This is a genomic window from Thalassospira sp. ER-Se-21-Dark, assembly GCF_017922435.1.
Taxonomy (GTDB): Bacteria; Pseudomonadota; Alphaproteobacteria; order Rhodospirillales; family Thalassospiraceae; genus Thalassospira.
Map to the genome: position 1 here is coordinate 14,345 of NZ_VDEZ01000002.1, position 26,116 is coordinate 40,460.

The 26,116-nt window shown below is 55.3% G+C and carries 25 protein-coding genes; 18 read left to right on the forward strand and 7 right to left on the reverse strand.

Going from position 1 to position 26,116, the window contains the following annotated elements; translation table 11 throughout:
* Positions 1-187: 187 nt before the first annotated feature.
* On the forward strand, positions 188-1,645 hold the full coding sequence (locus FHI25_RS07685; RefSeq protein ID WP_210516539.1) for a DegQ family serine endoprotease: 1,458 nt from the start codon (positions 188-190) through the stop codon (positions 1,643-1,645).
* 66 nt (positions 1,646-1,711) lie between these two features.
* On the opposite strand, the gene FHI25_RS07690 is transcribed toward FHI25_RS07685, so the two are convergent.
* Positions 1,712-2,941 carry an MFS transporter gene (locus FHI25_RS07690; protein WP_246879001.1) on the reverse strand — a complete coding sequence of 410 codons (1,230 nt, stop codon included), beginning with the start codon at positions 2,939-2,941 and terminating at the stop codon, positions 1,712-1,714.
* Positions 2,942-3,410: 469 nt separating this feature from the next.
* On the opposite strand from FHI25_RS07690, the gene FHI25_RS07695 reads away from it, so the two are divergent.
* The 5 genes from FHI25_RS07695 to FHI25_RS07715 all read left to right on the forward strand — a co-directional run bounded on the left by FHI25_RS07695 (position 3,411) and on the right by FHI25_RS07715 (position 7,794).
* Positions 3,411-4,724, forward strand: coding sequence for a replication-associated recombination protein A (locus tag FHI25_RS07695; RefSeq protein WP_008892202.1), 1,314 nt, complete (start codon positions 3,411-3,413; stop codon positions 4,722-4,724).
* A gap of 118 nt (positions 4,725-4,842) precedes the next feature.
* Entirely contained in the window at positions 4,843-5,448 is a 606-nt protein-coding gene (locus tag FHI25_RS07700; RefSeq protein WP_063087040.1) for an NAD(P)H-dependent oxidoreductase, read from the forward strand.
* A gap of 200 nt (positions 5,449-5,648) precedes the next feature.
* Positions 5,649-6,170 (forward strand): DUF1499 domain-containing protein, encoded by a 522-nt coding sequence (locus tag FHI25_RS07705; RefSeq protein WP_210516541.1) that lies wholly within the window; start codon positions 5,649-5,651, stop codon positions 6,168-6,170.
* Between the two features lie 131 nt (positions 6,171-6,301).
* On the forward strand, positions 6,302-6,694 hold the full coding sequence (gene crcB, locus FHI25_RS07710) for a fluoride efflux transporter CrcB (protein ID WP_063087043.1): 393 nt from the start codon (positions 6,302-6,304) through the stop codon (positions 6,692-6,694).
* A complete protein-coding gene (locus FHI25_RS07715; RefSeq protein ID WP_210516543.1) occupies positions 6,691-7,794 on the forward strand; it encodes an RluA family pseudouridine synthase in 1,104 nt (367 codons plus the stop codon). Before crcB ends, FHI25_RS07715 begins: the two co-directional genes overlap by 4 nt.
* Before the next feature lie 94 nt (positions 7,795-7,888).
* On the opposite strand, the gene FHI25_RS07720 is transcribed toward FHI25_RS07715, so the two are convergent.
* On the reverse strand, positions 7,889-8,155 hold the full coding sequence (locus tag FHI25_RS07720; protein ID WP_063087045.1) for a hypothetical protein: 267 nt from the start codon (positions 8,153-8,155) through the stop codon (positions 7,889-7,891).
* Between the two features lie 230 nt (positions 8,156-8,385).
* Here FHI25_RS07720 and FHI25_RS07725 point away from each other — a divergent pair, with 230 nt between their 5' ends.
* Entirely contained in the window at positions 8,386-9,084 is a 699-nt protein-coding gene (locus tag FHI25_RS07725) for an HAD-IA family hydrolase (RefSeq protein WP_008892208.1), read from the forward strand.
* Complete coding sequence (locus FHI25_RS07730; RefSeq protein WP_197145335.1) at positions 9,071-9,544, forward strand: SRPBCC domain-containing protein; 474 nt, start codon at positions 9,071-9,073, stop codon at positions 9,542-9,544. The genes FHI25_RS07725 and FHI25_RS07730 overlap by 14 nt, the downstream gene beginning before the upstream one ends.
* Positions 9,545-9,570: 26 nt before the next feature.
* Here FHI25_RS07730 and FHI25_RS07735 read toward each other — a convergent pair whose 3' ends face one another.
* On the reverse strand, positions 9,571-10,185 hold the full coding sequence (locus tag FHI25_RS07735) for an HAD family phosphatase (RefSeq protein ID WP_210516544.1): 615 nt from the start codon (positions 10,183-10,185) through the stop codon (positions 9,571-9,573).
* A 281-nt stretch (positions 10,186-10,466) separates the two neighbouring features.
* Between FHI25_RS07735 and FHI25_RS07740 the strand changes: the two genes are divergently transcribed.
* Positions 10,467-11,291 (forward strand): dienelactone hydrolase family protein, encoded by an 825-nt coding sequence (locus FHI25_RS07740; RefSeq protein ID WP_210516546.1) that lies wholly within the window; start codon positions 10,467-10,469, stop codon positions 11,289-11,291.
* An 82-nt stretch (positions 11,292-11,373) separates the two neighbouring features.
* Here the strand turns inward: FHI25_RS07740 and FHI25_RS07745 are convergent, their stop codons facing one another.
* The 3 genes from FHI25_RS07745 to FHI25_RS07755 form a co-directional block, all read right to left on the reverse strand.
* Complete coding sequence (locus FHI25_RS07745; protein WP_210516548.1) at positions 11,374-12,144, reverse strand: ABC transporter permease; 771 nt, start codon at positions 12,142-12,144, stop codon at positions 11,374-11,376.
* A gap of 18 nt (positions 12,145-12,162) precedes the next feature.
* Positions 12,163-12,948, reverse strand: coding sequence for an ABC transporter ATP-binding protein (locus FHI25_RS07750; protein ID WP_063087049.1), 786 nt, complete (start codon positions 12,946-12,948; stop codon positions 12,163-12,165).
* 98 nt (positions 12,949-13,046) lie between these two features.
* A complete protein-coding gene (locus tag FHI25_RS07755) occupies positions 13,047-14,069 on the reverse strand; it encodes an ABC transporter substrate-binding protein (protein WP_064780519.1) in 1,023 nt (340 codons plus the stop codon).
* 283 nt (positions 14,070-14,352) lie between these two features.
* On the opposite strand from FHI25_RS07755, the gene FHI25_RS07760 reads away from it, so the two are divergent.
* Both FHI25_RS07760 and FHI25_RS07765 read left to right on the forward strand, forming a co-directional pair.
* A complete protein-coding gene (locus tag FHI25_RS07760; RefSeq protein ID WP_246879003.1) occupies positions 14,353-15,066 on the forward strand; it encodes an ATP12 family protein in 714 nt (237 codons plus the stop codon).
* A gap of 418 nt (positions 15,067-15,484) precedes the next feature.
* Positions 15,485-17,656 (forward strand): diguanylate cyclase, encoded by a 2,172-nt coding sequence (locus FHI25_RS07765; protein WP_210516559.1) that lies wholly within the window; start codon positions 15,485-15,487, stop codon positions 17,654-17,656.
* Between the two features lie 25 nt (positions 17,657-17,681).
* Here FHI25_RS07765 and FHI25_RS07770 read toward each other — a convergent pair whose 3' ends face one another.
* The gene (locus FHI25_RS07770; RefSeq protein WP_210516561.1) at positions 17,682-18,647 is read right to left on the reverse strand and encodes an ABC transporter ATP-binding protein; all 966 of its coding nucleotides are present in this window, start codon (positions 18,645-18,647) and stop codon (positions 17,682-17,684) included.
* A 349-nt stretch (positions 18,648-18,996) separates the two neighbouring features.
* On the opposite strand from FHI25_RS07770, the gene FHI25_RS07775 reads away from it, so the two are divergent.
* The 7 genes from FHI25_RS07775 to FHI25_RS07805 all read left to right on the forward strand — a co-directional run bounded on the left by FHI25_RS07775 (position 18,997) and on the right by FHI25_RS07805 (position 26,082).
* Complete coding sequence (locus tag FHI25_RS07775; RefSeq protein ID WP_063087055.1) at positions 18,997-20,529, forward strand: acyl-CoA carboxylase subunit beta; 1,533 nt, start codon at positions 18,997-18,999, stop codon at positions 20,527-20,529.
* A gap of 21 nt (positions 20,530-20,550) precedes the next feature.
* On the forward strand, positions 20,551-22,551 hold the full coding sequence (accC, locus tag FHI25_RS07780; RefSeq protein ID WP_210516563.1) for an acetyl-CoA carboxylase biotin carboxylase subunit: 2,001 nt from the start codon (positions 20,551-20,553) through the stop codon (positions 22,549-22,551).
* Positions 22,552-22,631: 80 nt separating this feature from the next.
* Positions 22,632-23,315 (forward strand): hypothetical protein, encoded by a 684-nt coding sequence (locus FHI25_RS07785; RefSeq protein ID WP_210516565.1) that lies wholly within the window; start codon positions 22,632-22,634, stop codon positions 23,313-23,315.
* 281 nt (positions 23,316-23,596) lie between these two features.
* Positions 23,597-24,331 (forward strand): HAD family hydrolase, encoded by a 735-nt coding sequence (locus tag FHI25_RS07790; protein ID WP_210516567.1) that lies wholly within the window; start codon positions 23,597-23,599, stop codon positions 24,329-24,331.
* Positions 24,324-24,707: a DUF1244 domain-containing protein gene (locus FHI25_RS07795; protein WP_210516569.1), complete on the forward strand. Its 384-nt coding sequence runs from the start codon at positions 24,324-24,326 to the stop codon at positions 24,705-24,707. The genes FHI25_RS07790 and FHI25_RS07795 overlap by 8 nt, the downstream gene beginning before the upstream one ends.
* A 39-nt stretch (positions 24,708-24,746) precedes the next feature.
* The gene (locus FHI25_RS07800) at positions 24,747-25,061 is read left to right on the forward strand and encodes an acylphosphatase (protein WP_210516571.1); all 315 of its coding nucleotides are present in this window, start codon (positions 24,747-24,749) and stop codon (positions 25,059-25,061) included.
* A gap of 169 nt (positions 25,062-25,230) precedes the next feature.
* Positions 25,231-26,082: an HAD family acid phosphatase gene (locus FHI25_RS07805; RefSeq protein WP_210516573.1), complete on the forward strand. Its 852-nt coding sequence runs from the start codon at positions 25,231-25,233 to the stop codon at positions 26,080-26,082.
* Positions 26,083-26,116: the final 34 nt, after the last annotated feature.

Genomic DNA, 26,116 nt, shown 5'->3' on the forward strand with positions numbered 1-26,116 from the left:
CAACGCTTCGGCCTTTAAGAAACAGAAACGGGCGATGCCATCTGGTGTCGCCCGTTTTCTTTTTGCTAAATGACATAAAGTTCATATTTCCGACAAGGTTGCGCGTAAGGTCTAGTTTCCCTAATTGATGACAAGTCTTTGTCGGTCACAGGACCGCGAACAAGCAAACCAACAGAGAGAGTGTGACGTGCAGGCAAGATGGATTTCAAAGATTGTCGCCTTTGCCATAATCGGACTGACGACGATTTCCAGCACAGGCAATCTGGCCCATGCCCAAAGCGATGAAGCCACCCTGGATCGGCGTTTGCCGTCAAGCCAGGCGGACATCAAGATGTCGCTTTCGCCATTGGTCAAACAAACCGCCCCGGCGGTTGTCAACATTTACACCAAGAAGGTCGTCGAACAACGCCAGCGCACGCCGTTCTTCAATGATCCGTTCTTCAAACAGTTCTTTGGCGATCGTTTCGGCGGTGCCTTTGGCGCCCCGCGCCAGCGTGTTGAACGTTCGCTCGGTTCCGGTGTGATTGTTTCGGGCAATGGCACGGTGGTGACCAACCATCATGTGATTGATGGCGCCAGCGAGATCCGCGTCGTCTTGCATGACAACCGCGAATTTGATGCCGATCTGGTCGGATCGGACGAACGCACCGATCTTGCCGTCCTCAAACTGCGCGGGGTTGATAACGAACTGCCGGCCATTCCGTTTGGCGACTCTGATGCGGTCGAGGTCGGCGATCTTGTGCTTGCCATCGGCAACCCGTTTGGTGTCGGGCAGACCGTCACCAGCGGTATTGTCTCGGCACTGGCGCGCGCCGGTGTCACCGGTCAGGATTATCAATCCTTCATCCAGACCGATGCCGCGATTAACCCGGGGAACTCCGGCGGGGCATTGGTCGATATTGATGGCAACCTGATCGGGGTCAACTCGGCGATCTTTACCAAGTCTGGCGGGTCGAACGGCATCGGCTTTGCCGTTCCGGCCAATATGGTCAAGGTTGTGATGCGTGGTCTGATCAGTGGCGATCTGCGTCGCCCCTGGCTGGGCGCGGCCGGGCAATCGGTGACGGCCGATCTGGCGGCCTCGCTTGAACTGGATCGCCCGCATGGTGTCCTCATCAACAAGGTTCGCGCCGGAAGCCCGGCTGAGCGCGGCGGCCTGCAATCAGGGGACGTTGTCATCGCGGTCAACGGCTTGGCTGTGGATAACCCGAACGAGCTCAAATTCCGTATCGCAACGCTTGAGCTGGACGGCGAGGCAAAGCTGTCAGTCCTGCGGCGCGGGGCAGAAACAATCCTTGCCATGCCGCTGGAAGTCGCACCGGAAATTCCCGCTCGTGACGAAAGCATCATTGATGGCCGCAATCCGTTTAGCGGCACCAAAATCGCCAACATGAACCCGGCACTGGCCGATGAGCTTGGCATCGATACACTGAGCGAAGGCGTGATGATCCTGGCCGTTGCCCGCGATAGCCTGGCACGTCGTACGCGTCTTCAGGCCGGTGACTATATTGTCGAGGTCAATGGACAGCCGATTGATACCGTCGCGCGCTTCAAGGAAGTCGTCCGCGCCGGTGAACGCAGCCGAGACTGGAAGATTTCCGTCAAACGCGATGGCAAGGTCCTGACCGGTGATTTCACCCTGTAGCCGTCAGGCCTGATACCCAAAAGCAAAGGCGCGCACCGCTGTGGTGCGCGCCTTTTTGTATCTTGGTCATCCGGCATTACCGGGCACGGGCCGATGACGCAGCATCATCAGGGCGGCAAAGGTCACAAGGCCAAGCACGATGGTCAGCAAAATCGCATACTGCCCGTAATCATCGATCAACAGCCCAAAGACAAACGGGGCTGCCGCCTGTGCAAAGCGTGATGGTGCCATGATATAGCCCTGCCGGGCGCCATACCCAACCGGGCCAAAGGTCGCCAATGGCAATGTCCCCTTGGCGATGGTCAGAATGCCATTGCCGATCCCGTGCAGGCTGGTAAACAGCATCCCGACCGGTCCGCCAAAGACCAAAAGCAACACAGCGCCCACCGGATGGGTCAGGGCCGAAAGCCTCGATGAAATCAGTGGATGCATCTTTTTCAGCAACCCGAATTCGGCCAACCTGCCCGCAACCTGTGCCGGTCCCACCAGCGATGCCGCAATCAGCGCACCGGCGGCATCCATCCCCGAAATTTGTAACAGGCGTGGCAAATGGGCGGCCATGGCCGTTGCGGTAAACCAGCTGGCGGCAAACACGATGGCCAGCAGGATCATCGGCATGTTGAAAATATCCGAACGCGACAGCTTGGCTGGGGGAGGGATGGCGGCAGGGGATGCTTTGGCCGTATCCGCAGCAGGCGACGTGCTGTTGCCTGTCTTGGTACGCGGGATCAGAAACAGATTAAGCGGCAAGCCCAGCACGATATGCATCGCCGCCCAGAAATAGCACGCCGTGCGCCAGTCAAATTCGGCCTCAATCCCGGCGGTAATCGGCCAGCAGATCGTGCTGGCAAATCCGGCAATCAGGGTAATGCCGGTGATCGGACCGCGCGCATCATGGCCATAAATCCAGCTCAGCGTGGCAAAGGCCGACTCATAAAGCCCCATCGACATGCCAACACCAATGACGCACCACGCTATACACATCATGGTCAGGCTATCGGCCGTGCCCAGCATCGCAAGACCCGCGGCAAAGATCAGGCTGGACACCGCCAGCACCGTGCGCCCGCCAAACTGATCAATCCGCGCCCCGGCCTTGGGGCCGAGCAACGCTGCAAACACCAGCGCAAGTGAAAAGGCGCCAAACGCCCAACCAGGGGGAATGCCAAGCTCAATTGCCATCGGCTCAGCCAGAATGGCCGGCAGATACAGCGTGGTACCAAATGCAAGGGTCTGTCCCGTGCCCAACCCGATCACGATCGGCAGTTTGGCGGGCGTGCCATGCGAAGTCGACGTCATGGCAGGCACCGAAAGTCAGGGTCGGGCAGGCAGGCAAAAACGAGCGTCACGAACGTGTTCTTTTTGTTGCTTGGATGGAAACAAGCCTGAAAGCTATGCCGCACATATGCCAGCGTCAATCGGCGATGTTTCGTCTGTCATCAATGTCATCTGCGTGCTAGGGTCCAAACTCATTCACATAATCGTCCCGGTCGCCCGGATTTGTGCGGATATGCGGAGCAAAATCTTAGGAAGATATGCATCTTTCAAGATTTTGCGACAAAATAGCCCGTGCAAATCCGGGTGATCCGAAGGACAACTGCTATGAGAGAAAGCATCTGCGTCAAACCCCTTGACCGGGGATCACCCCGCTCTGCGGCATTTTCCTAGCTTTTTCTCTCATATCAGTTGCCGGGTCGGTTATATGAATGAGTTTGGACCCTAGGTTTCGCCAAAGTCACCAACCCGCTCAACATCATGATGTCGCTGTATGGTTTCCCTGTTTGAAAGTCAGGTCACACGCCCTTTGGCCGACAGACTGCGCCCCGCCAAACTCGATGAAGTGGTGGGCCAGGGGCATCTGTTTGGCGATGATGGCCCGATCACCCGTATGATCAAGACTGGCCGTGTGCCGTCAGTGATCCTGTGGGGGCCGCCGGGCTGTGGCAAAACGACATTGGCCCGGCTGATGGCCGATGTTGCCGATATGGCGTTTGAACCGCTCTCGGCGATCTTTTCTGGCGTTGCGGATTTGCGCAAGGTGTTTGAACGCGCCCGTGCGCGCCGTTCGACCGGTGGGGCGACTTTGCTGTTCATCGATGAAATACACCGTTTCAACAAGGCCCAGCAGGACAGCTTCCTGCCCTATGTCGAAGACGGCACCATCACCCTGATCGGCGCGACCACAGAAAACCCGTCCTTTGAATTGAACGCAGCGCTTCTTTCGCGTTGTCAGGTACTGGTGCTCAAGCGTCTTGACGATCAGGGCCTTGAAGAACTTTTGGTACGTGCCGAAAAGGAAATGGGGTTTGAGTTGCCTGTCACGCCCGAGGCACGCGAAACCCTGCGCGCCATGGCCGATGGCGATGGGCGTTATTGCCTTAATCTGGCAGAGGAACTGTTTTCCCTGCCGCCCAGCGAAGATGATGGTCCGCTTGGTGTGGCGGAGCTTGCCCGCACCGTGCAAAAGCGCATGCCGATCTATGACAAGGGCGATGACAGCCACTACAACCTGATCAGTGCGCTGCATAAATCCATTCGCGGCTCCGACCCGGATGCAGCCCTTTATTGGTTTAATCGGATGCTGGCCGGGGGCGAGGATCCCAAATTCGTCGCCCGCCGACTGACCCGTATGGCGGTTGAGGATATCGGTCTTGCCGATCCGCAGGCCCAGCAATTCTGCATCGGGGCGTGGGAATCATACGAACGCCTTGGCAGCCCCGAAGGCGAACTGGCCCTGGCACAGGCGGTGATTTACCTCGCCCTCGCGCCAAAATCCAATGCCGGTTATGCGGCTTATAAAAAGTCGCTCAAGATCGCGCGCGATACCGGGTCGCTGATGCCGCCCGCCCATATCCTTAATGCGCCGACCAAGCTGATGAAGGATATCGGCTATGGCACCGGCTATGCCTATGACCATGATCAGGAAGATGGCTTTTCCGGCCAGAATTACTTCCCCGAAGGCATGCGTCGTCAAAATTTCTACGAGCCGGTTGAACGCGGCTTTGAACGCGATCTTAAAAAACGCGTCGAATATTTCGATCGCCTGCGCGCAGAGCGTCAAAAGAAAGGCGATAATAAATAACCAACGGTTATTTAGGTTCCAAAATGGAAACAATCTGGTGAAGAGTCTCTGGCTAAACAGATCGGTTTGGCAGGCGTAAGTTCAGGGTAACAAACAAACCCGGACTCGGAGACTGAAAATGACGAAAGTTCTGCATGTTAGCGCATCTGTGAATGGTGAGAACTCGAACTCCCGCCAGATCGCCCTCAAACTGATCGACCGTATCAAGGCCGCTGACTCATCGGCAACCGTTATCGAACGTGACACCAACGAGGCAGTCGTTTCAGCGATCACAGGCGAAACCGTTGGTGCCTATTACACCCCGGCTGAAAACCGTTCGGAAGCTCAGAAAAAAGTGATCGCCGCATCTGACAAGATGGTGGCTGAGATTATGGATGCAGATGTTCTTGTCATCGGTGCGCCGATGTACAACTTCTCCATCCCGTCGACCCTTAAGGCTTGGGTTGATCTGATTGCCCGCGTTGGTGTGACCTTCAATTACACCGAAAACGGTCCGGTTGGTCTGGTCGAAGGCAAAAAAGCCTATATCGTTGCCGCAACCGGTGGCGTTCCGGTCAATAGCCCGGCTGATTTCGCGACCCCGTACCTCAAACAGGTTCTGGCCTTTATCGGCATTACCGATGTCGAAGTCGTCGAAGCGTCTGGCTTTGGTGTTAACGCCGAAGAAGCCATGGCCAAGGCAATCGCCAATGTCGAAGCGGCCAAGCTTCCGGCCGCTGCCTAAGCATCCCGGTTCAAAAACTCCGATACATTCCCGCCGATCAGCGAATTTCCATATCCCCCCCCTTGGTTTGCTGATTGACGGGCGTGTTTCCCGAAATGCCCGACGGTTCCCTCCCGTTCGGGCATTTTGATTCTTAACCTTTTGTGTTTAATGTATCGGAGTTCGCAAAAGGGCAGGTGGTGTCATTGAAACGGCTGGCAATGTTTGCAATCTGGGGGCTGCTGGTACTGGCAGGCATTTTCGTAACGGTCCGTTTTACCGGGCTGATGGATCATATGTTGCCTGCTGGCGATCCCCCCAATATGACCTTCGGGCGCGATGCCAACCTTCCGAATGTGCCGAATTTCTTTCTAGCCTGTCCGGCTGATCGCCTGCCTGACAGTGACCGCGCGATGCAAAGTCCGTCTTTTGCAGCATCGGTCGCGACATTGACCGAAGTCTTGATCGAAACCGCCCCGGATCACGGCATGACGTTGATGACCGATGTTTCGGGTGGCAAGGCCGGTCGCCTTTATTTCCTGGCACGCTCGGCAGTATTTCGTTTTCCCGACTGGGTCGAGATCGAGCTGATCCTGCCTGAGGTCGATACTGAAACCGGCAATGATGTGGCTTTCTGTTTGTTCGCCCAATCGGTCTATGGCCGCGATGATTTCGGGCAAAATGAAAAACGCACACGGGCCTGGCTTGCCGATGTCGAAGCCCGCATGGGACAAAATCAATAAACCGTGATTAAACCGCCAAGGCCAATGCGATTGATTATCCGTTGGCCATGCTGTTTGATACCCTTGGCTGGCATGGGCCCATGCCGTATTCACACGTGACATTTCAGGACTGAGGGAATAGGTTCCGCGCCATGCAATTTTCACCGTTGTTAATCGCATCCATTGCCTTGGGCGGTGCCATTGGTGCCGTTGCGCGTCACAGTGTTTCCGTCATGATGGGCTCTGTGATGGGTACTGGATTTCCCTGGGGAACCTTGACGGTCAATGTCGTCGGTTCGTTCCTGATGGGGGTGCTGATCGAGGTTTCCGCCCTGAAACTATCCATGGGGCTTGAAACGCGCGCACTCCTTGTGACCGGTTTTCTGGGGGCGTTTACAACTTTTTCGACGTTCTCGCTGGATGTCGCGACCTTGTATGAACGGGGCAATATGGGGCTTGCCGCCCTTTATGTTGGTGTTTCCGTGGTGGTTGGTATTTCGGCATTGTTTGGCGCAATCGCGCTGGTAAGGGGTATTCTGCAATGAGTGGTGTCACTCTGCGCAAGGTCAAGGCAGACGAAGCCGACATTCGGCTCGATCGCTGGTTCAAGCGCAACTGTCCCGAATTCACATTTGGTCAGGTCCAGAAATTCCTGCGTGGCGGTCAGATCCGTGTCGATGGCAAACGTGCCAAGGCCAATCAGCGTGTTGAGCCGGGCCAGGAAATCCGTGTGCCACCCGTACCCGTCATGTCCGGTGGTGGTACCGGCCCATGGGCCGAAGACGGTTCGGGTTATAACCCGTCGGAAGTCCAGCAACGCAAACAGGCCGGCCCCGCCAAGTCCGATGCGACCGAGGCAGAGCTGCAGGCACTGCGCGATTCCGTTATTTTCTATGACGAGTTGGTTTTGGCGATCAACAAGCCCGCCGGCCTTGCCGTGCAGGGAGGGACCAACACCAATGTTCATGTCGATGGCATGCTTGATGCGCTGAAACTCGACAGCAAGGAACGCCCGAAGCTGGTCCACCGTCTGGATAAGGACACCAGTGGCGTTTTGCTGTTGGCCCGTTCGGCCAGTGCGGCCCATGCGCTGACCAAGGCATTCAAGGATAAATCGACCCGCAAGCTTTACTGGGCGATTGTCACCGGTGCGCCTGCGGAACGCGAAGGCATGATTGATGCCCCGCTTGCCAAAATAGCAGGCAAGGGCGGGGAGAAAATGGTCATCGACGAAAAGCTCGGAAAATCGGCACAATCAGTCTTCCGTCAGCTTCATCGCGCCGGGCGCAAGGCCGCATGGCTTGCCCTGTCACCGCTGACCGGTCGTACTCACCAGTTGCGTGTTCATTGCGAGGCCATCGAATGCCCGATCCTCGGCGACGGCAAATATGGTGGGCCCAAGGCGTTTATTGATGGTCTGTCCAATCAGATGCATCTGCATGCGCGTGCGATTGATTTCCCGCATCCCGTGACCGGCCATCGCGTCGTGATCGAGGCACCCGTGCCGGAACATTTCGCCGAAACGCTCAAAAAGCTGAACTTCGATCCGAAAACGCCGACCAAATTCCTGACCCCGGAAATTCACCGCGAGAAGGAAGAAAAGCCCAAGCCAAAGGCAAAACCGTCGCGCGCGCGCAAGAAATAAGGTGTTGTCGAAACTGCACCAGACACCGAAAAGCCGACGCACTGCGTCGGCTTTTTCGTCCTCCTGATCAAACGGCGTTGGGACACAGTCTGTACTAGGTATTTTTGCTGTCGAAACGTCTCATGAAGGCGTCATAGACCCGGTTCAGGTGTTGGGCATGAACCGTATTGCCCATGCGTTCACACATTTCGGCCTGGCCCTTGATCATCACGGCAAGCTGTTTGCGGCCGTTTTTGGTATGCACCATGCACTCACCCTCCTCAAGGGCGGTGACCAATGGAATATGCTCGCACTCGGCAATAGCCAGCACTTCCTCCTCGGTGAGGTCGCTGAAGTCGATGCAGTCGCGAAGTGTAAGCATGATCTGCCTCCTGTCGCAGAGAGCCTGCCTCTGTCGGGCAGGGCCCTGTGGGCCAGAATTCAATTGTAGCGCGCATTGCGCCGCTTAGACAGTAATACAAAATTCACTTGTGGTTTCTGTTGCTTCCCGCACAGCACAAAAAATGCACGGCAATACAACCGCGGGAGACTCGATCTTTGAAACGCTTTCGATTAGTCTCCGCGTTTCAAATTTTTGATGAAAGACCCCACATGACCACTGATCCGCTTAGACTTGTGATTTTTGATTGCGACGGCACCCTTGTTGACAGCCAGCACGCCATTGCGCATTGCATGGATCATGCCTTTGCGCAGCACGGTCTGGACTGCCCAGGACTTGAAAACACGCGCACCATCATTGGTCTGAGCCTGCCCGAAGCCATCACAAAGCTGGCAAGCCCGGCACGGGTGGATGAGGACATCATCGCGGCGGTGACGGCCGCCTATAAAACCGCGTTCTTCACCCTGCGCCAGACCCCCGATTTCCACGAGCCGCTGTTCCCCGGTGTGCACGAAGTTCTGATGGAAATCGATGGCCGCAAATGGCTAAGCGGTGTGGCAACCGGCAAGGCCCGCCGGGGCCTTGATGCGGTGCTTGCCCGCAACGAACTTGAAGGCCGCTTTGTCACCCTTCAGACCTGTGACAATCACCCGTCAAAGCCCAATCCCGCGATGCTGATGGCAGCCCTTGAAGAAACCGGGGTGGATGCGCCCAATGCGGTGATTGTTGGCGATACCAGCTATGACATCGAAATGGGCCGGGCGGCTGGCATGATCGCCATCGGCGTTGACTGGGGCTATCATGATGTCGATACGCTGCATAAATCAGGTGCGCACGCTGTCATCAGCCACTTTGATGAACTGACCGCTGCCCTTGATACGATTTGGGAAATTGACCGTGACGCCGCTTAAGAACCCCGACCTTGCCCCGATCCGCTTTGAACTGACCCTGGCCGTCGATCCTGATGATGCGTTCAACGCCTTCACGTCGGGCTTTGGCGACTGGTGGCCGACCGACACCCATTCGATCTCGAAAAAGGACTGCATCACGGTCGAATTCAATGACGGTGTCGGCGGCGAAATCATCGAACGCGCCAAGGGGCAGGATGATATCCCGTGGGGTCGGGTAAGAAGCTGGCAACCGGGCGAACATGTGTCCTTTACCTGGCATCCGGGCTGGAATGCCGGCGACTTTACGCTGGTTGAGGTGTCCTTTGACCTTAACGAGTTTGGTCGCTGTGTCATCCGGTTGGAGCACAAGGCATGGGAAAATGTCGGCGAAATCGCACCAGCCCTTCGTGAAGGCTACCTCAAGGGCTGGGAATTTGCCTTTGGCGAATGCTTCGGCAATTACCTGCGCCAGCGCCGCTAGCGGCGGCTTTGATATCGGTCCGCTGATCAGTACAGCTGATACTCGATCAATTCACGCTGCAATTTCACCGGATCGCGGAACCAGTGGGTGTTAAAGCCCAGTTCACGCGCCTGCTGAATATTGCGCTCGCTGTCATCGATAAACAGGGTTTCGCGCGGGTTAAGCTTGAAACGTGAAATCGCCAGATCAAAAATGCGCGGATCGGGCTTGGCGAGTTTTTCCTGGCCAGACACCAGAATGTCTTCGAAGTTATCAAGGAACTCAAAGCGTTCCAACGCATGCGGCCATGTTTCTGCCGACCAGTTGGTCAGTGCAAACAGCCGCACCTTTTTGCGTTTTTTAAGGTCTTCAAGAATCCCGACCGTGCGATCAATCGCGCCTTTTAGCATCTCCGGCCAGCGTTCCTGCCATGCGGCGATCTCGTCACGATGCTGCGGATAGCGGTGCTGAAGATCAGGGATGGAATTGGCAAAACTCAACATCCCCTGATCATGCAGATGGTTCCAGTGCGGATGGCAAACCTCGGCCAGAAAACGCTCCATCTCCGCGTCGTCCTTGAACATCTTGCGATACAGATAGCGCGGATCCCAATCGACAAGAACGCCGCCAAGGTCGAACAAAACTGTTTCAATATCGCGCATGTCTTCTCCATCTGGCGGGTTGTGGCTGTTGGGTGCCCCTTTTAAGCAGGTGGCGTCCATTGGTGCAAGCAGCAGTTAAGGTGCTGAACGCTGTGCTATCATGATCCTTGTTGCGATTGGCACCGTAAACAAACCTGAATGAAATGCGGTCGCGTCTGAATGTGGCTGACAGGCTAGATGACAGGCCAGATGACAGGAATGTCATTTGCCAACCGGGCGTGCTGTCGCAAATGATGGTGATACGGGAAAACCCGAAAACAGGAATCAGAGGAGGCTAGAACATGTGTACGCTAGACGGATGTGGCTCCCACGAACATCTCGGTCCGCCGCCCAAGGCAACCGATGAAGAACGCCGACTGTTTCTGAAGGGCGCAGTTGCCCTGCCTTTGGCTGTTATTCTTGCCGACCCGATGCTGGCCCATGCGGCCGGCCACGGCCTTGATAAAATGACCATCACCACGCCAGAAGGCGATGAAATGGTCGCCGAAGTCGCCATGCCGGCTACCCTGCCTGCACCCACGGTCATTCTGATCCATGAATGGTGGGGGCTTAATGATCATATTCGCGCAGTGGCGGCCGAATATGCCAAGCAGGGCTATATCGCGCTTGCGGTTGATCTTTATGGCAAACCGCCTGCCACCACGCCGGATGGGGCGCGTTCCCTGATGTCGTCGATGGATCCGGCGGTTGCGACCCGCAAATTGCAGGCCTCGGTCGAATTCCTGCGTAATCACAAGGATTCGACCGGCAAGGTTGGTTCGGTCGGTTGGTGCTTTGGTGGTGGCTGGTCGCTCAATACAGCACTTGCCACTAATATTGACGCAGCCGTGATCTATTACGGTAACGTCAAAAAGACCCCTGAACAGGTCGCAACACTCAATGCGCCGATCATGGGCCATTTCGGCACCCTTGATAAAAACATCAACCGGGAAATGGTCGAAGGCTTCGAAGAATCGCTGCGTATTGCTGGCAAGACCGATTACCAATTCTTCTGGTATGACGCCGATCACGCCTTTGCCAACCCGACGGGTGGGCGCTATGACGGCGAAGATGCCATGCTTGCCTGGGAGCGCACCATGGCCTTCTTTGACGAACATCTCAGCTAATCATCTCATCGCCAATGGTACGATGAAAAAAGGCCGGGTTTTCCCGGCCTTTTTATTTGTCTGATGATTGGGTTTTGTGGGCTTAATTCGCTGGATTTCCGCGGTTTGCCCATTTGGTTGACCGGCGTTCGATGACGTTAAAGATCTCATACATCGCAATCCCCATCACCGCGATCACCAGCAATCCGGCAAACACCAGCGGCATGTTGAATTTCGACGACGCCGACAACATCAAATAGCCAACACCAACGTTCGATGCGACAGTTTCCGAAATCACCGAGCCGACAAAGGCCAGCGTGATCGCAACCTTAAGGGATGCAAAGAAGTACGGCATCGCCCGAGGGAAGCCGACCTTGATCAGGATGTCACGCCGTGTCGCGCCAAGCGACCGCAACACATCGCGCAATTCCGGCTCAAGGGTGGCAAGGCCGGTGGCAACGTTGACCACAATCGGGAAGAACGAAATCAAAAATGCCGTGATGATTGCGGGTACCGTGCCGATGCCAAACCACATCACCAGAACCGGGACAAGGGCCACCTTGGGCACAGAGTTAAACCCGACCAAAAGCGGGTTGGCCGCGTCATAAATCGCCCGGCTGGATCCGACCAGCGCACCCAGCACAACCCCGAACACCACCGCAATGGCAAAGCCCGCCAGTGTTGTATAAAGTGTGTGATAGGCATGCATCCAGATCGCTTCATGGAACTGCCAGCCGACAATAATGCTTTCAGACGGGGTCGGCAGGACATAGGGCGGAATGTTGAAAATCCGCACAATCAATTCCCACAGTACGAAAAGCCCGATGGCACTGAGCCACGGCGTTGCTTTGCGAAGGTTCAATTTCTTTTTCATGACTTTTCCCGCCCTTCCTTATGCTTCTCGCACGTCACGAATGTGACTGCGCAATTCGTGGACAAGATCGGTGAAAGGCTGGGTAAAGGTGGTTTCCTGATCGCGGGGGCGGGGCAGGGTGTTTTCACGCTCCACCAGGATCTTGCCCGGGCGTTTGGACATCACATAAATGGTATCGGCCAGATAGGCCGCCTCACGCAAATCATGGGTGACCAGAATAACCGTGAACGGCTTGATCATCCAAAGGTTCTGCAAGATGTCCCAAAGCTCTTCACGGGTGAAGGCATCGAGCGCACCAAACGGCTCGTCGAGCATCAGAAGGTCGGGCTCATGGATCAATGACCGGCACAGCGATGCGCGCTGCTGCATGCCGCCTGACAATTCCCATGGGTATTTGTCTTCGTGGCCTTCAAGCCCGACGGTCGCCAAAAGCTTGCGTGCGCGTTCCTCATATTCCGCGCGATGTTTGCGCAGGCGGTTGCGGTGCGGCTTGACGATTTCCATCGGCAACAGAACGTTATCAAGGGTCGTGCGCCACGGCAAAAGGGTCGGGTTCTGAAACGCCATGCCAACAATCTTGAGCGGCCCTGAAACTTCCTTGCCATCGACAATGACATTGCCCTCTGATGGCGGCATCAGGCCGGACACCAGTTTCAGCAAGGATGACTTGCCACAGCCAGACGGGCCGACAACGGCGATAAATTCGCCCTTGTCGATCTTCATGTTGGTGGTTTCAAGCGCCAGTTCATCGCCTTCGCTATAGCGAAGTTTGACGTCGTTGAGTTCGACGAAGCTTTTGGACACTGCAGTTATTCCCCCTGCTTGGCCTGTTCGTGTTCTTGTTTCTCTGTCATGGAAAACGGGGCAGTCAGAAAATCCGACTGCCCCGCTTCATAAGATGATTATTTCAGCATGCGGTCTTCAGCAGACGGCATGAATTCATCGGTATAGATGTCGTCAACAGACGGCTTGTTCTCAAACCCGAAGGCCAGCGCAACCTGATCGATGGCCTTGGCCATACGGTCGGCTTTGACAAGGCCCATGCCTTCTTCAAGGGTTGCCGGGGTGACGACGTTTTCATCAATCGCCATCTGCAGACGCTGCAGCTCAAGATCCGGGTTGATCAGCGGATCAACTTCCTTAAGGGCATCAATTGCGGACTGCGGATCGGCAATCGCCGCCGCCCAGCCTTTGACAACACCACGCAGGAAGCCTTTAACTTCTTCCGGATGGTTTTCCATCATGTCCGGCGATGCCAGGATGCCGTTGCCATAGAAGTCCATGCCAAAGTCTTTGTACATAAAGACGGTCAGGTCATCCTTGGCAACACCCTGCGCCTGCAGGTTCAGGATCGAGGTGAAATAGTGACCGGAAATCGCATCCACATCGCCACGCACCAGCATCGGCTCACGCAGCGGCGGGTCCATGCTTTCCCAGGTCACAGCATCAAGGTCGAGACCGGTGGCCGATGCAAATGCCGGATACAGTTTGCGTGATGCATCAAAGACCGGGGCGCCAAGGGTTTTGCCAACCAGATCTTCCGGCTTGGTAATGCCGGAGCTTTTCAGCATGAACAGCGCAAATGGCGGGCGATCATACACCATGAAGATCGACTTCATGGCGCGATCCGGGTTGGATGCGTTGAATTCCACCAGCGAGTTGATGTCAGCAAGCGAAAGGTCATAAGCGCCGCTGGCAACGCGGGTGATCGCACCGACCGAACCGTTGCCCGAGTCAATCGTGACATCAAGGCCTTCTTCGTCAAAATAGCCGTTCTTCTTGGCCAGAAGATACGGTGCCGCCGGACCTTCGTATTTCCAGTCGAGCGAGAATTTGATCGCCATATCTGCCAGGGCCGCATGCGCGCCAAGGGCAACAGCCGCCCCGATAGCAGCCCCCAAAAGTCGGTTCGTAAACGTGGTCATGTCTAAAGAAGCCTCCTGAATGCGGATCGATGAAACAATCCAGCCACCTGATAAATCCAATGCGCACTTAGCAATGGTCATGCCATGTCGCCTGTGCGCCCGCTTTGTCGCGGTTTTGTAACCTTCGCCCAGCAGAGTAAGGGTGTTTATTATTTGGTCAATGGGGCAATTTGATCAAAAATTATACAGAAATTCTTGATAATCGCTCAATTGGCGCTCTTTATCTGGCAAATTATGTGGCAAATCACTTGCGCAATCCGCTGCTTTTGGGCATATGGCGGTCATGCTTACACAATCGATCAAACGTTTCTATAAAAAGGCCGATGCGAGCGCCGATGAAACCGGGGCTGGCTGGCGCGTGCTTCTCGATGGTCGTGCGGTGAAAACACCGGCCAAGGCCGATTTCCTGCTGCCGTCCGAAGTGCTTGCGCGTGAAATCGCGGCGGAATGGGACGCGCAAGGCGAGAAAGTCCAGCCTTCCACCATGCCGATCATGCAGCTTGCCGCGACCGCGATTGACCGGGTGCGGCCCAACCGTGATGCGGTGATTGCTGAACTGACCGGCTATGGCCGATCTGATTTGCTCTGCTACCGCGCATCCTTCCCCGAAGACCTGATCGAACGTCAGGCCAAGACATGGCAACCGTTGCTTGATTGGTCAAAGAACGATCTGGGCGTGGTGCTGACGGTCACCGAAGGTGTGATGCCGATCACCCAGGATGATCATGCACTGCTGCGTTTGCAGGATCATGTCGAAGGTTTTGACGACTATTACCTGACGGCCCTGCACAGTCTGACGACGATTTCCGGCTCCGTGATCATCGGTCTTGCGGTGATGAAACGCCAGATGGACACCACAACGGCATTCGAAGCATCTATGCTTGACGAAGGCTATGCGATGGAAAAGTGGGGCGACGATGCCGAGGCCATCGCCCGTCTCGACCGTCACCGGGCAGAGTTTTTGGCCGCCGGACGTTATCTTGAGTTGCTGGGCTAACCCGCAACTGGTCGCGCAAATGCCATGACCCATACAAAGGAGTAGGAAGCTGCTCCTTTTTTTTTATGCTCGTTTCCTGTGCATGTTGGATCCTGTTTATCGGTGTTCTACTTTTGAAGGGATTGCTGATCCGGAGAGTGAGTTCAATAAGTTAGCTCGACCGGGGTAAGCGATTTCACGTTCTTGCGGCAGAATCTGCTTTGCATCAATTTTCAATAGGTATAAAACGGCGTCTATACATTAGTATTGTAAGTTGTGGTTTTCTGAGTACGGGCGTTTGGGAGCGTGTGACGTCCGCCATTGATCTGGAAAGGTCATAATTTCTCAAGGTCAACCGGAGTAGGCAGTTTCGAACTCAAGCCAAGCCGGTTTTTCAAGGAGACGCCAGTACGGCGACGGGATGAATTTGTCGGTAAACTTGACCAAACAGACAGGAACTGACGCTTGTGCTGCGGGTGCGGCACCGGTTCTCTATGAGTTTTTCCGCAATACCCCGTCACGGAACTATTTCGGCGCAGGCGTTTTTGCACTGCTTGGCTACGACCCGGCCGACAGCGAGTTTGATCGCACACAGGGTTGGGGTTCTTTGCTTCATCCCGATGATGCGGTGATGTTCGCGCAGCACCGCAATCCACAGACCACAAATGATGCCAACCGGCGGCTAACCTTCCGCTTGCGCCATAAAGATGGTAATTGGATCACGGTCGAAGATTGCGCGACGATCAGCGAATTGGCCAGTGGCGATGTTGTGACGTCGGGATGCTTGACCCGCCTTGACGCGGCGCAAATCCTTTCCTCATCGGATGGCACCAGTCACACGCTGCAAAAAGGCGGCAATCTGCACAAGCGCCTTCTTAACTCCCTGGCCGAGGGGGTGGTTGTCTATGACGCCGCCGGTACCGTAGTAGAATTCAATAACACCGCGCTTGAGATTCTTGGCCTCACGGGCGACGAACTTTGCCGAAAGACCGTGCCCGAAACACCGTGCACCTTTGTGCGCGAAGATGGCGTGCCGCTGAACCGTGCTGAGCTTCCAGGCACAAGGGTGCTTGCAACTGGCGAACGCGAATATGGCGTTGTGCTGGGGGTCAATCGTCCCAATGGTGAATTTGCCTGGATCCGGGTTAATGCAGAACCCCTGCATAATGAACAGACCGGCACCTTTGACGGCGTCATCGTTTCATTCGCCGATATTAACGATGTCAAACAGGCCGAAGTCGCCTTCCGCGAACGTGAATTGCTGTATCGCCAGATGTTTAGCAACACAACCGCGGTCAACATTCTGGTCGATCCGGCAGATGGCCGGATTGTTGATGCCAGTCGTGCAGCAGAAGAACTTTATGGTTTTGAGGATGGCGGTCTTGTTGGTCGGACGATCCCGGAACTTGATATCGATGGCGCGCCGTCCATGCACAGGCATGTCAGTGCTGTTTTCGAACATGGTGCGGTGTCATTTGTTGTTCAGCATCGCCTGGGGAATGGCGAAATCCGCAAGATGCAGGTACATGCCGGTCTGATAGAGCTGCATGAACGCAAATACATTCACACCACCAATGTCGATATTACCGAGCGCGAACATTACGAACGCATGCTCAAGGATGCCAACCGCAAACTGGCCGAGGAACGCCAGCGTCTTGATGAAATTATCTGGGGCACCAGTGCGGGCACATGGGAATGGAATGTTCAGACCGGCGAAACCCGGTTTAACGAACGCTGGGCCGAAATCATTGGCTACACGCTCGAAGAACTTGGTCCCGTAAGCATCGACACATGGTTGGCATATTGCCATCCCGATGACCTCGGAAAGTCCGAGGCTGCCTTGCAAAGCACCTTCCGGGGTGAAACCGATCACTATCAGTGCGAATGCCGGATGCGCCACAAGGACGGCAGTTGGGTGTGGGTTCTTGATCGCGGCAAGGTCGTGGAATGGGATGCGGATGGCAATCCGCTGCGCATGTCGGGCACCCATGCCGATATCACACCGACCAAGGCGGTTGAAGCCGAAATTCGCAGGCTTGCCCAGACCGATCAATTGACCGGTCTTTCCAATCGTTATCAGTTCAATTCAATGCTGTCCCAGATCATTCAGATCAACCGGCGCTTTGAAAAAAGCATCGTTTTGCTGCTGCTTGATCTTGATCGCTTCAAGCAAGTGAATGACACGTTTGGCCATCCGGTCGGGGACAAGCTTCTGGTCGAAGTCGCCGAAATCATCAAACGCAATTGCCGCGAAGCCGACGTCGTTGCCCGTCTTGGCGGCGATGAGTTCGCCGTGGTCCTGCCATTGATGGATGATGTCCGTGATGCCGCCATTCCGGCCCAACGGATTATCGAGGAAGTGTCGCGTCCCCTGATCATTGATGGCAACGAAGTTCACGTTGGCATCAGTATCGGCATTTCGACCTGTGCCGATCAGAACGGAACGCCGGACTCAATCTATCGTGATGCCGACAAGGCGCTCTATCGCGCCAAAAATTGTGGGCGCAACCGTTTTTGCTTCTATGTCGAAGGCGGTTGCAACGAATGCGGTGCCCTTGATCGGGAACTGTGCGGTCGATACGCCCTGAACCCGCAAAGTCAGGATAACTAGCTAAGGTTGGCGGCCGTTCGCAGGGTTACTGCATCCACTTTGCGATCATTTTGTGCTGCACGGCTGCCTGTGCCGCCACCCGGTAATAGGATAGCAATTCACGCATCGGCGATGACATCCGATCAAACCCTGAAATAAATGCAACGATAATACCGACCGATGTCTGCCCCTGGATCACAAGGTAACCGCCGACAAACAGCACGCAAATTGGTGCCAGCGCATTCAAAAGATTGATCAGCGACTTCATGCCGAACTTCAAAACAAAAAGCTGCATGCGGTTGTCAAACAATGCCGTCATGCCCTTGTTGATCGGACGAAGCTGTTCGTCGTCATCCTTGTCGGTCGACATTTCCGAAAGTTTGTCACTGACATCGCGCATCTTCTCAACCCGTGCTTCAATAAGCGCATTGATGCGTTTCTGAATGACCGGGACAAGGGCGACCTGCGGGATCAGGGCGATCACCCCGATCAGGCCAATCATCGGCTCCACACTGATCATATAGCCAAGACCAAAGATCAGCATGCCGCTATTGACCACCGGCTGTGACAGACCATCGCCCACAAACCCGCCAAGCTTTTCGATCTCGGACCCGATGATTGAAACCGCGCGCCCGTTGCTTTCATCCTGGCTGCCGGCCTCGTTATGGGCGTGCAGGCGGGTCAGGTGCTTGCGGTTATACTGGATGGCACTTTCACTCAGCCACCCTTCGTAAATCCGAAGCACGAACTTGATCCCGCCATGGACGATAATCAGCCCCAGATAAAGCGCGGCCAGCGTGATCAAGAGATCAAAGTCCTGTGGCGTGATGGCGTTATCGACAATCCGGCGTTGCAGCTCGATCGGTGCAATGCCGAGGGCGGCCACCAGCACCGCAAGGCTGCATACCACAACTTGATGCCAGCCACTCATGCGCCAGACATACCCCCATAGGGAGCTGGCAGGGCGGTCGTCGCCGGTTTTTTCCGGATTGCGCGGGCTGAATTTAAACATGAGCTCAATCGATTGTGGTGACGAAGGCGATAAAGGTATGTTGGTGTACGTGTTCTGGGTGCCCCGGATCAGGGGCGATTACAGTGTGCACCATAATGCCAACGTCTTGCGCATCAAAATGATCCGGCGTCGGTGGCGGGTGGATATGCTGCTCTAGACTTTAGTTCAGCCCGCGCAGATATATCGAAATGACGTTAGGGAAATCATGCGTTTAGGGACTATTCTGGAGCTCTGTCAGAACAGTAAAAATAATTGGCATTCCAGTACCGAATAATGCTATTTCATTCTCCAGACGCGCATACCGGGCCGAAAAGTGCCAGAAGGCCGACCACAGCAAGGAAAACGCAACATGCAGGATATTGTCGCCAAACTCGAAGCGAAGCGCGCCGAAGCTGCCATGGGCGGCGGCCAGCGCCGCATTGATAATCAGCATGCCAAGGGCAAGCTCACCGCGCGTGAACGCCTTGATGTGCTGCTTGACGAGGGCTCCTTCGAAGAATGGGACATGTTTGTCGAACATGATTGCGTCGATTTCGGCATGACCGAAAACCGCATTCCGGGCGACGGTGTTGTCACCGGCCATGGCACGATCAACGGCCGTCTGGTGTTTGTATTCTCACAGGATTTCACCGTGTTTGGCGGTGCCCTTTCGGGTGCGCATGCGCGCAAGATCGCCAAGATCATGGATCAGGCGATGAAGGTTGGCGCACCGGTGATTGGCCTGAATGATTCGGGCGGGGCGCGTATTCAGGAAGGTGTCGAAAGCCTTGCTGGCTATGCCGATGTTTTCCAGCGCAATGTTGAGGCCTCTGGCGTCATCCCGCAAATCTCGCTGATCATGGGCCCATGTGCGGGTGGGGCTGTTTACAGCCCGGCCATGACCGACTTCATCTTCATGGTCAAGGACAGCTCCTATATGTTCGTGACGGGGCCCGATGTGGTCAAAACCGTCACCCACGAAGAAGTCACCCATGAACAGCTCGGCGGGGCATCGACCCATACCAGTGTTTCCGGTGTTGCTGATCTCGCCTTTGACAATGATGTCGATCTGTTGCTTCAGACCCGGCGTTTCATGGACTTCCTGCCGCTGTGTAACAAGGAAGACCCGCCCGCACGCCTGTGCGAAGATCCGATCAACCGTGATGACTTCTCGCTCGATACCCTGGTGCCTGAAAACCCCAACATGCCCTATGACATGAAGGAACTGATCACCAAGATCGTCGACGAGGGCGACTTCTTTGAAATTCAGGCCGACTACGCCAAAAACATCATTATCGGCATGGCGCGCATGGATGGTCGCACGGTCGGTGTCGTCGCCAACCAGCCGATGGTGCTTGCCGGCTGCCTTGATATCGACAGCTCCAAAAAGGCCGCGCGCTTCGTGCGCTTCTGCGATGCCTACAACATTCCGATTGTTACCTTTGTTGATGTGCCGGGCTTCATGCCGGGTACCGCACAGGAATATGGCGGCATCATCAAACATGGCGCCAAACTGCTTTATGCCTATGCCGAGGCCACTGTGCCCAAGGTAACGGTGATCACGCGTAAGGCTTACGGCGGCGCCTATGACGTGATGTCATCAAAACATCTGCGCGGTGATGTCAACTATGCCTGGCCGACCGCCGAAATTGCGGTGATGGGGCCCAAAGGGGCTGTGGAAATCATCTTCCGCGCGGATATGGACAATCCGGCAAAGATCGAAGCCCGCACCGAGGAATACCGCGAAAAATTCGCCAACCCGTTTGTCGCGGGCCGCAAGGGGTTCATTGACGATGTCATCATGCCGCATGGTACACGCCGCCGCGTCTGCAAGGCGCTCGGCATGCTGCGTAACAAGGACATCAAGAACCCTGAAAAGAAACACGGCAACATTCCGCTGTAAGACAAATTGGGAGACAGAAAAATGTTCAGCAAGATCCTGATTGCCAACCGCGGTGAAATCGCCTGCCGTGTGATCAAATCAGCCCGCAAAATGGGCATCAAAACCGTTGCGGTCTATTCCGATGCCGACAAGGCCGCCCTTCATGTTCAGATGGCCGATGAGGCCATTCGTATTGGCCCGGCACCCAGTAATCAGTCCTATCTGATTATCGAAAACATTATCGAGGCCTGCAAATCCACCGGGGCCGAGGCTGTCCATCCCGGCTATGGCTTCCTGTCGGAAAACCAGGCTTTTGCCAAGGCGCTTGATGCCGCCGGTATTGCCTTTATCGGCCCGCCGAATGGTGCGATTGCCGCGATGGGCGACAAGATCACCTCCAAGAAAATCGCGGCCGACGCCGGTGTTTCGACCGTGCCGGGCTATATGGGGGTGATCAAGGACACCGCCGAGGCGATCAAGATCGCCAATGATATCGGCTATCCTGTGATGCTCAAGGCATCCGCTGGTGGCGGCGGCAAGGGCATGCGTATTGCCCGAAACGATGCCGAATGCCGCGAAGGGTTCGAACGTGCAACGTCCGAGGCCGCAAGTTCCTTTGGCGATGACCGCGTCTTTGTCGAAAAGTTCGTCGAAGAACCACGCCATATCGAAATTCAGGTGCTGGCCGATAAACACGGCAACGCGATCTATCTTGGCGAACGTGAATGCTCCATTCAGCGCCGCCACCAAAAGGTCGTCGAAGAAGCCCCGTCACCCTTTATCGATCCTGCCACCCGCAAGGCCATGGGCGAACAGGCCGTGGCATTGGCGCGTGCGGTGGATTACTGCTCTGCCGGTACGGTGGAATTCATTGTCGATAAGGACAAGAACTTCTACTTCCTTGAAATGAACACTCGCCTGCAGGTCGAACATCCGGTGACCGAACTTGTCACCGGTCAGGATCTTGTCGAATGGATGATCAAGATCGCCGATGGTGAAAAACTGACGCTTAAACAGGAAGACGTCAAACTGACCGGCTGGGCCATGGAAACCCGCGTCTATGCCGAGGATCCCTTCCGCGAATTCCTGCCCTCGACCGGGCGCCTGGTGCGTTATCAGCCGCCAGCAGAATCAGACACCGTACGTGTCGATACCGGCGTCTATGAAGGCGGCGAGATTTCGATGTTCTATGATCCGATGGTCGCGAAACTGATCACCTATGGTGAAAACCGCGATCAGGCGATTGGCGAAATGCGCCGTGCGCTTGATGCCTATTACATCCGTGGCATTTCGCACAACATCCCGTTCCTTGCGGCCGTGATGGCAAACAAACGCTTCCAGAATGGCAACATCACCACCAACTTCATCGCTGAAGAATATCCTGATGGTTTCTCGGCCGATGATCTGCCCAACGACGATCCGGCAACCCTGATCGTGGTCGCGGCCTACATCAATCAGCGCGTTGCTGAACGCAATGCCGGCATTACCGGTCAGGTCAGTGACCATCCGCTTGAAATCGCCGAAAGCTGGGTCGCGGTTTGCGGGGATGACCATACCCAGTTCGATATCGAGTTCGACGGTGTTAACGGCGATTACATCGTCGCCATCGGGGATCGCAGCTATGGCGTGGTCTCGGACTGGAAGATCGGCGATCCGCTGTTTGTCGGCGAAATCGACGGTGCCCCGGTTTGTGTGCAGATCGACGTCGAAGGCGTCGGGTATAAACTGGCCGCCAACGGCATTCAGCGCCACTTCAAGGTGATGCTGCCGCGCGTCGCGGAACTGCAGAAACTGATGCCGTTCAAGGCCCCGCCGGATATGTCGAACTTCCTGCTCTCGCCAATGCCGGGCTTGCTCGTCAAGGTCTCGGTCGAGGAAGGCCAGACCGTCCAGCCGGGCGAGGAGCTCTGCATCCTTGAAGCGATGAAAATGGAAAACGTCCTGAAGTGCGAAAGCAAAGGTGTGGTCAAAAAGATCCACGCCGAGCAGGGGGCTAACCTCTCGGTCGATGCCATCATCATCGAGTTCGAAAAAGACGAATAAGAATATCCTCATAAATACAAGACACTGGTGCCACGACATGATTTAAATGTGTCGTGGCATTTCTATTTAGGAGGGAAGTTGTGCAACAGGTATCGCGTTTTTCAAACGAATTGAGTTTTTTGAAACCCGCTTTTGAGCAGTTTTCAAAAAACTTGAGCCAGTATGGGCAAACCGTTCAATGGAGTGAGCTTCCTCACTACTTTAATGAACGTGCAACTATCTCCCTTCTTCAAGCTGCTTGTTGGCAGGCAAAGTTAGTCTCTTTCGAAGAGTACGTAACGAAGAAGCGCAAAGGCGAAGACTTAAAGAATGGTCGGTGTGACTTGTATGTTAGTCAAAAACGCGGCGACAGAAATATAGAATTTGAGGCAAAGGAGCGCCTTCTCGTTTCACGGACGAGCGACGATCAAATTCGAAGCTGGCTTAAAGAGGGCGACAACGATGCTGCCTGTAACGAGGCGGCAGATATCCGAGCAAGCCTGACGTTCGTAATGCCGAGGGTGCCGGAGAAAGAGGGTGTCACCCAAGAGACGCATATTGCTCTTGTACAGAACGCCCTTGATGTCGCTTTGAGCGAGGGCATACATGCTGCTCACTTCTGGTGCCATCCTCGGGCATGGGACGTAACAGGGGTGCCACGAAGGGGAGGAGTACCGTCTCGTTGGCCGAGCTTGCTGACTTTGATCAGAGTTGTGTCTGTAAATGAAAACTATGAGTTTTCAGTTGGGCCAAATTGTCTAACTAATCCGATTTCTCTTTCTTAACTCCGTAGGCGAAGGATTGGCTCAGTTAAGAAAGAGATTGAGAAAAGCGCTGTTCGAGGAATTGGACAGCGCCTTTTCTTTAACCTGTTCAAACACTTGTGTTTTCAAGGCCTTTCCGATCCGTTTCACGCATATTAAATACAGATAACGGGGCTTTACGGGGCGTTTGCACTGCCATATGGTCGTGAATTGAGGCCGTAATACCCTGTGAACATCGAGGTTGACTGCCAACGCATTGAACGTGCCTGCGGCCATCCAATAACAAGAAACGAGGCTTAAGAATGTACAAGCTGATTGCTTTTGATGGCGACGATACCCTGTGGCACAACGAGCCACTTTTCCGCCAAGCCCATGTGCAGCTGCGCGAAATGCTGGGACATTATGTTGATCCCGAACAGGTTGATGATCGTCTCTATCAGGCCGAGTTGGCCAACCTGTCCATCTATGGCTATGGCGTGACGGGCTTTACCCTGTCGATGATTGAAACCGCGATCGAATTGTCTGATCGTAAAATCAGTGCCGAAGACATCCACAAACTGGCCGAAACCGGCAAATCCATGCTGCGCGCGCCCACCCGTATCATTGACGGGGCAGAGGCCGTGCTGAAACAGTATGCCAAGCACCCGAATTACAAGGTTGTCCTGATCACCAAGGGCGATCTGATCGCCCAGCAGCTCAAGATTGATCGCTCCGGGTTCGAGGACCTGTTTGACGGGATCGAGATTGTCTCGGAAAAGGATCCGCTGACCTATCGCAACATCTTTGGCCGCTATGGCGTCGATCCCGAAGATGCGATCATGATCGGCAACTCGATGAAATCCGATATTCTGCCGGTCCTTGCGTGCGGGGCGACCGCGATCCACATTCCCTATGAAATCACCTGGGTCCATGAAATGGTCGATCAGACAGAGATCGACAATGACAAGGTCATCACGGCTGAAAGCATTGCCGATGTACCCGGGATCATCGAAAAACTCGAACAGCAAATGGCGAGTGGGAGAATGGAAAATGTCTGATTGCGCCGGTTCTGAAATGTCCACCGAGGCGGTTCTCGCCAACGGCCCGGCCGCCGATCTTGATCCGCAAACCAAGCTCGAACTCGAAGCCGCTGCCTTTCGTGGCCTTGTCACGCACCTTCAGGACCGCAAGGATGTTCAGAATATCGATCTGATGAACCTTGCCGGGTTCTGCCGCAACTGTCTGGCCAAATGGTATCTGGCAGCTGCCCGCGAACGCGGTGTTGCGATGGATTATGATGGGGCGCGCGAAGTCGTCTATGGCATGACCTATGACGCCTGGAAGGATAACCATCAGGCGCCGGCATCGGATGAACAGAAGCAGAAGTTTCAGGACACCGCCCATCTCCATGCCAAGATCCCCGGCGCGAAATAAGCCGCCGATAAAACCATCGACAAGGGAGGAGGCCCGATCATGACCGATACAAGCCCCGACCCGTCAACGGGGGATGGCAACATTGCCGTCCATGCCCGGATCGAAGGCCGGGTGCAGGGCGTGTGGTATCGCGCCTGGACCGTCGAAGAAGCCTGCAAGCGCGATCTCACCGGCTGGGTGCGCAATCGCAATGATGGCTCGGTGGAGGCGGTGTTTTGCGGTCCGGCCAAGGTGGTGCAATCCATGATCACCGCCTGTCACGATGGCCCGACCCATGCGCGCGTTGATCGCATCCACGAAGAACCAGCACTCGAAGACGGGTTTACCACGTTCGAGAAGCGCCCAACCGCCTGAAACAGTGTGCGTCAAGGCGTTGGCGGCTTTGTTAAACCGATTGCAAAAGCCTTTTTCCAGTTGATTCTGGAAAAAGGCTTTTTCTTTATCGCACTGCGGTGGCATGGTTATGAAATCCTGACTGCATGGTCAGACGCAGTGCGTCGGGAAATCAACAGGGAGACTACACATGACCTTTATCGCAAAATCATTTGGCGTTGCTGCCATTGTTGCGACCAGTGCGCTTTGCGCATTCGGCGCACAGGCAGAGCCGGAACAGAATGACGGCCTGAACGGCACGCTGTGGCTGCAGACCTCGGTCGAATACAAAACGACCGCCATGTCGGTCTATGCCGGTGCGACCCGTTTGCTGGATGCCGCCATTGGCGATCACAGCTGGACCGCAGCGCTCGAGCAGGACGGCAACTATATGACCAAGCCGCCGGCAGTCATTCTGGACGTTGATGAAACCGTTCTGGATAACTCCGCCTATCAGGCTTGGGTTGTCACCGACAAAACCCATTACAGCTCCAAAACCTGGGCGGCCTTTGTGCACGACATGATTTCCACCCCGACCCCGGGCGCGCTGGAATTCACCAAGGCGGCTGCCGCCCGCGGTGTGGAAGTCTTCTATGTCTCGAACCGCAAGGCCCCGGAAGAAGAACCCACCATCGAAAACCTCAAGAAATATGGCTTCCCCTATGCCGATGAAAAGCATGTCATGCTGCGTGGCGAGGTCGAAGAATGGGGCTCCAACAAAACCCCGCGCCGTGCTGCTGTTGCTGAGGATTATCGTGTGATCATGCAGTTTGGCGACAATTTCGGTGACTTCACTGACGAGATTGATGGCTCCATCACTGAGCGTCTCGAAGTCATGGAAAAATACGGCAATTACTGGGGCGAACGCTGGTTCATGCTCCCGAACCCGAGCTACGGCTCATGGGAAGAAGCAGCCTTCGGTGGCGATTGGGGCAAGTCTGGCGACGAACGCCGCCAGGACAAACTCAATGCCATGACCCCGTGGGCGGGGCCGGCTGAATAAGCTGTGGCTTAGGACCACATTCAAGGGCGTCCCG

Coding starts and splice junctions, on each gene's coding strand:
- FHI25_RS07690 (WP_246879001.1), bottom strand. CDS start 2,941: ATGACGTCGACTTCGCATGGCACGCCCGCCAAACTGCCGATCGTGATC.
- FHI25_RS07695 (WP_008892202.1), top strand. CDS start 3,411: ATGGTTTCCCTGTTTGAAAGTCAGGTCACACGCCCTTTGGCCGACAGA.
- FHI25_RS07700 (WP_063087040.1), top strand. CDS start 4,843: ATGACGAAAGTTCTGCATGTTAGCGCATCTGTGAATGGTGAGAACTCG.
- FHI25_RS07705 (WP_210516541.1), top strand. CDS start 5,649: ATGTTTGCAATCTGGGGGCTGCTGGTACTGGCAGGCATTTTCGTAACG.
- crcB (WP_063087043.1), top strand. CDS start 6,302: ATGCAATTTTCACCGTTGTTAATCGCATCCATTGCCTTGGGCGGTGCC.
- FHI25_RS07715 (WP_210516543.1), top strand. CDS start 6,691: ATGAGTGGTGTCACTCTGCGCAAGGTCAAGGCAGACGAAGCCGACATT.
- FHI25_RS07720 (WP_063087045.1), bottom strand. CDS start 8,155: ATGCTTACACTTCGCGACTGCATCGACTTCAGCGACCTCACCGAGGAG.
- FHI25_RS07725 (WP_008892208.1), top strand. CDS start 8,386: ATGACCACTGATCCGCTTAGACTTGTGATTTTTGATTGCGACGGCACC.
- FHI25_RS07735 (WP_210516544.1), bottom strand. CDS start 10,185: ATGCGCGATATTGAAACAGTTTTGTTCGACCTTGGCGGCGTTCTTGTC.
- FHI25_RS07740 (WP_210516546.1), top strand. CDS start 10,467: ATGTGTACGCTAGACGGATGTGGCTCCCACGAACATCTCGGTCCGCCG.
- FHI25_RS07745 (WP_210516548.1), bottom strand. CDS start 12,144: ATGAAAAAGAAATTGAACCTTCGCAAAGCAACGCCGTGGCTCAGTGCC.
- FHI25_RS07755 (WP_064780519.1), bottom strand. CDS start 14,069: ATGACCACGTTTACGAACCGACTTTTGGGGGCTGCTATCGGGGCGGCT.
- FHI25_RS07760 (WP_246879003.1), top strand. CDS start 14,353: ATGCTTACACAATCGATCAAACGTTTCTATAAAAAGGCCGATGCGAGC.
- FHI25_RS07770 (WP_210516561.1), bottom strand. CDS start 18,647: ATGTTTAAATTCAGCCCGCGCAATCCGGAAAAAACCGGCGACGACCGC.
- FHI25_RS07775 (WP_063087055.1), top strand. CDS start 18,997: ATGCAGGATATTGTCGCCAAACTCGAAGCGAAGCGCGCCGAAGCTGCC.
- accC (WP_210516563.1), top strand. CDS start 20,551: ATGTTCAGCAAGATCCTGATTGCCAACCGCGGTGAAATCGCCTGCCGT.
- FHI25_RS07790 (WP_210516567.1), top strand. CDS start 23,597: ATGTACAAGCTGATTGCTTTTGATGGCGACGATACCCTGTGGCACAAC.
- FHI25_RS07795 (WP_210516569.1), top strand. CDS start 24,324: ATGTCTGATTGCGCCGGTTCTGAAATGTCCACCGAGGCGGTTCTCGCC.
- FHI25_RS07800 (WP_210516571.1), top strand. CDS start 24,747: ATGACCGATACAAGCCCCGACCCGTCAACGGGGGATGGCAACATTGCC.
- FHI25_RS07805 (WP_210516573.1), top strand. CDS start 25,231: ATGACCTTTATCGCAAAATCATTTGGCGTTGCTGCCATTGTTGCGACC.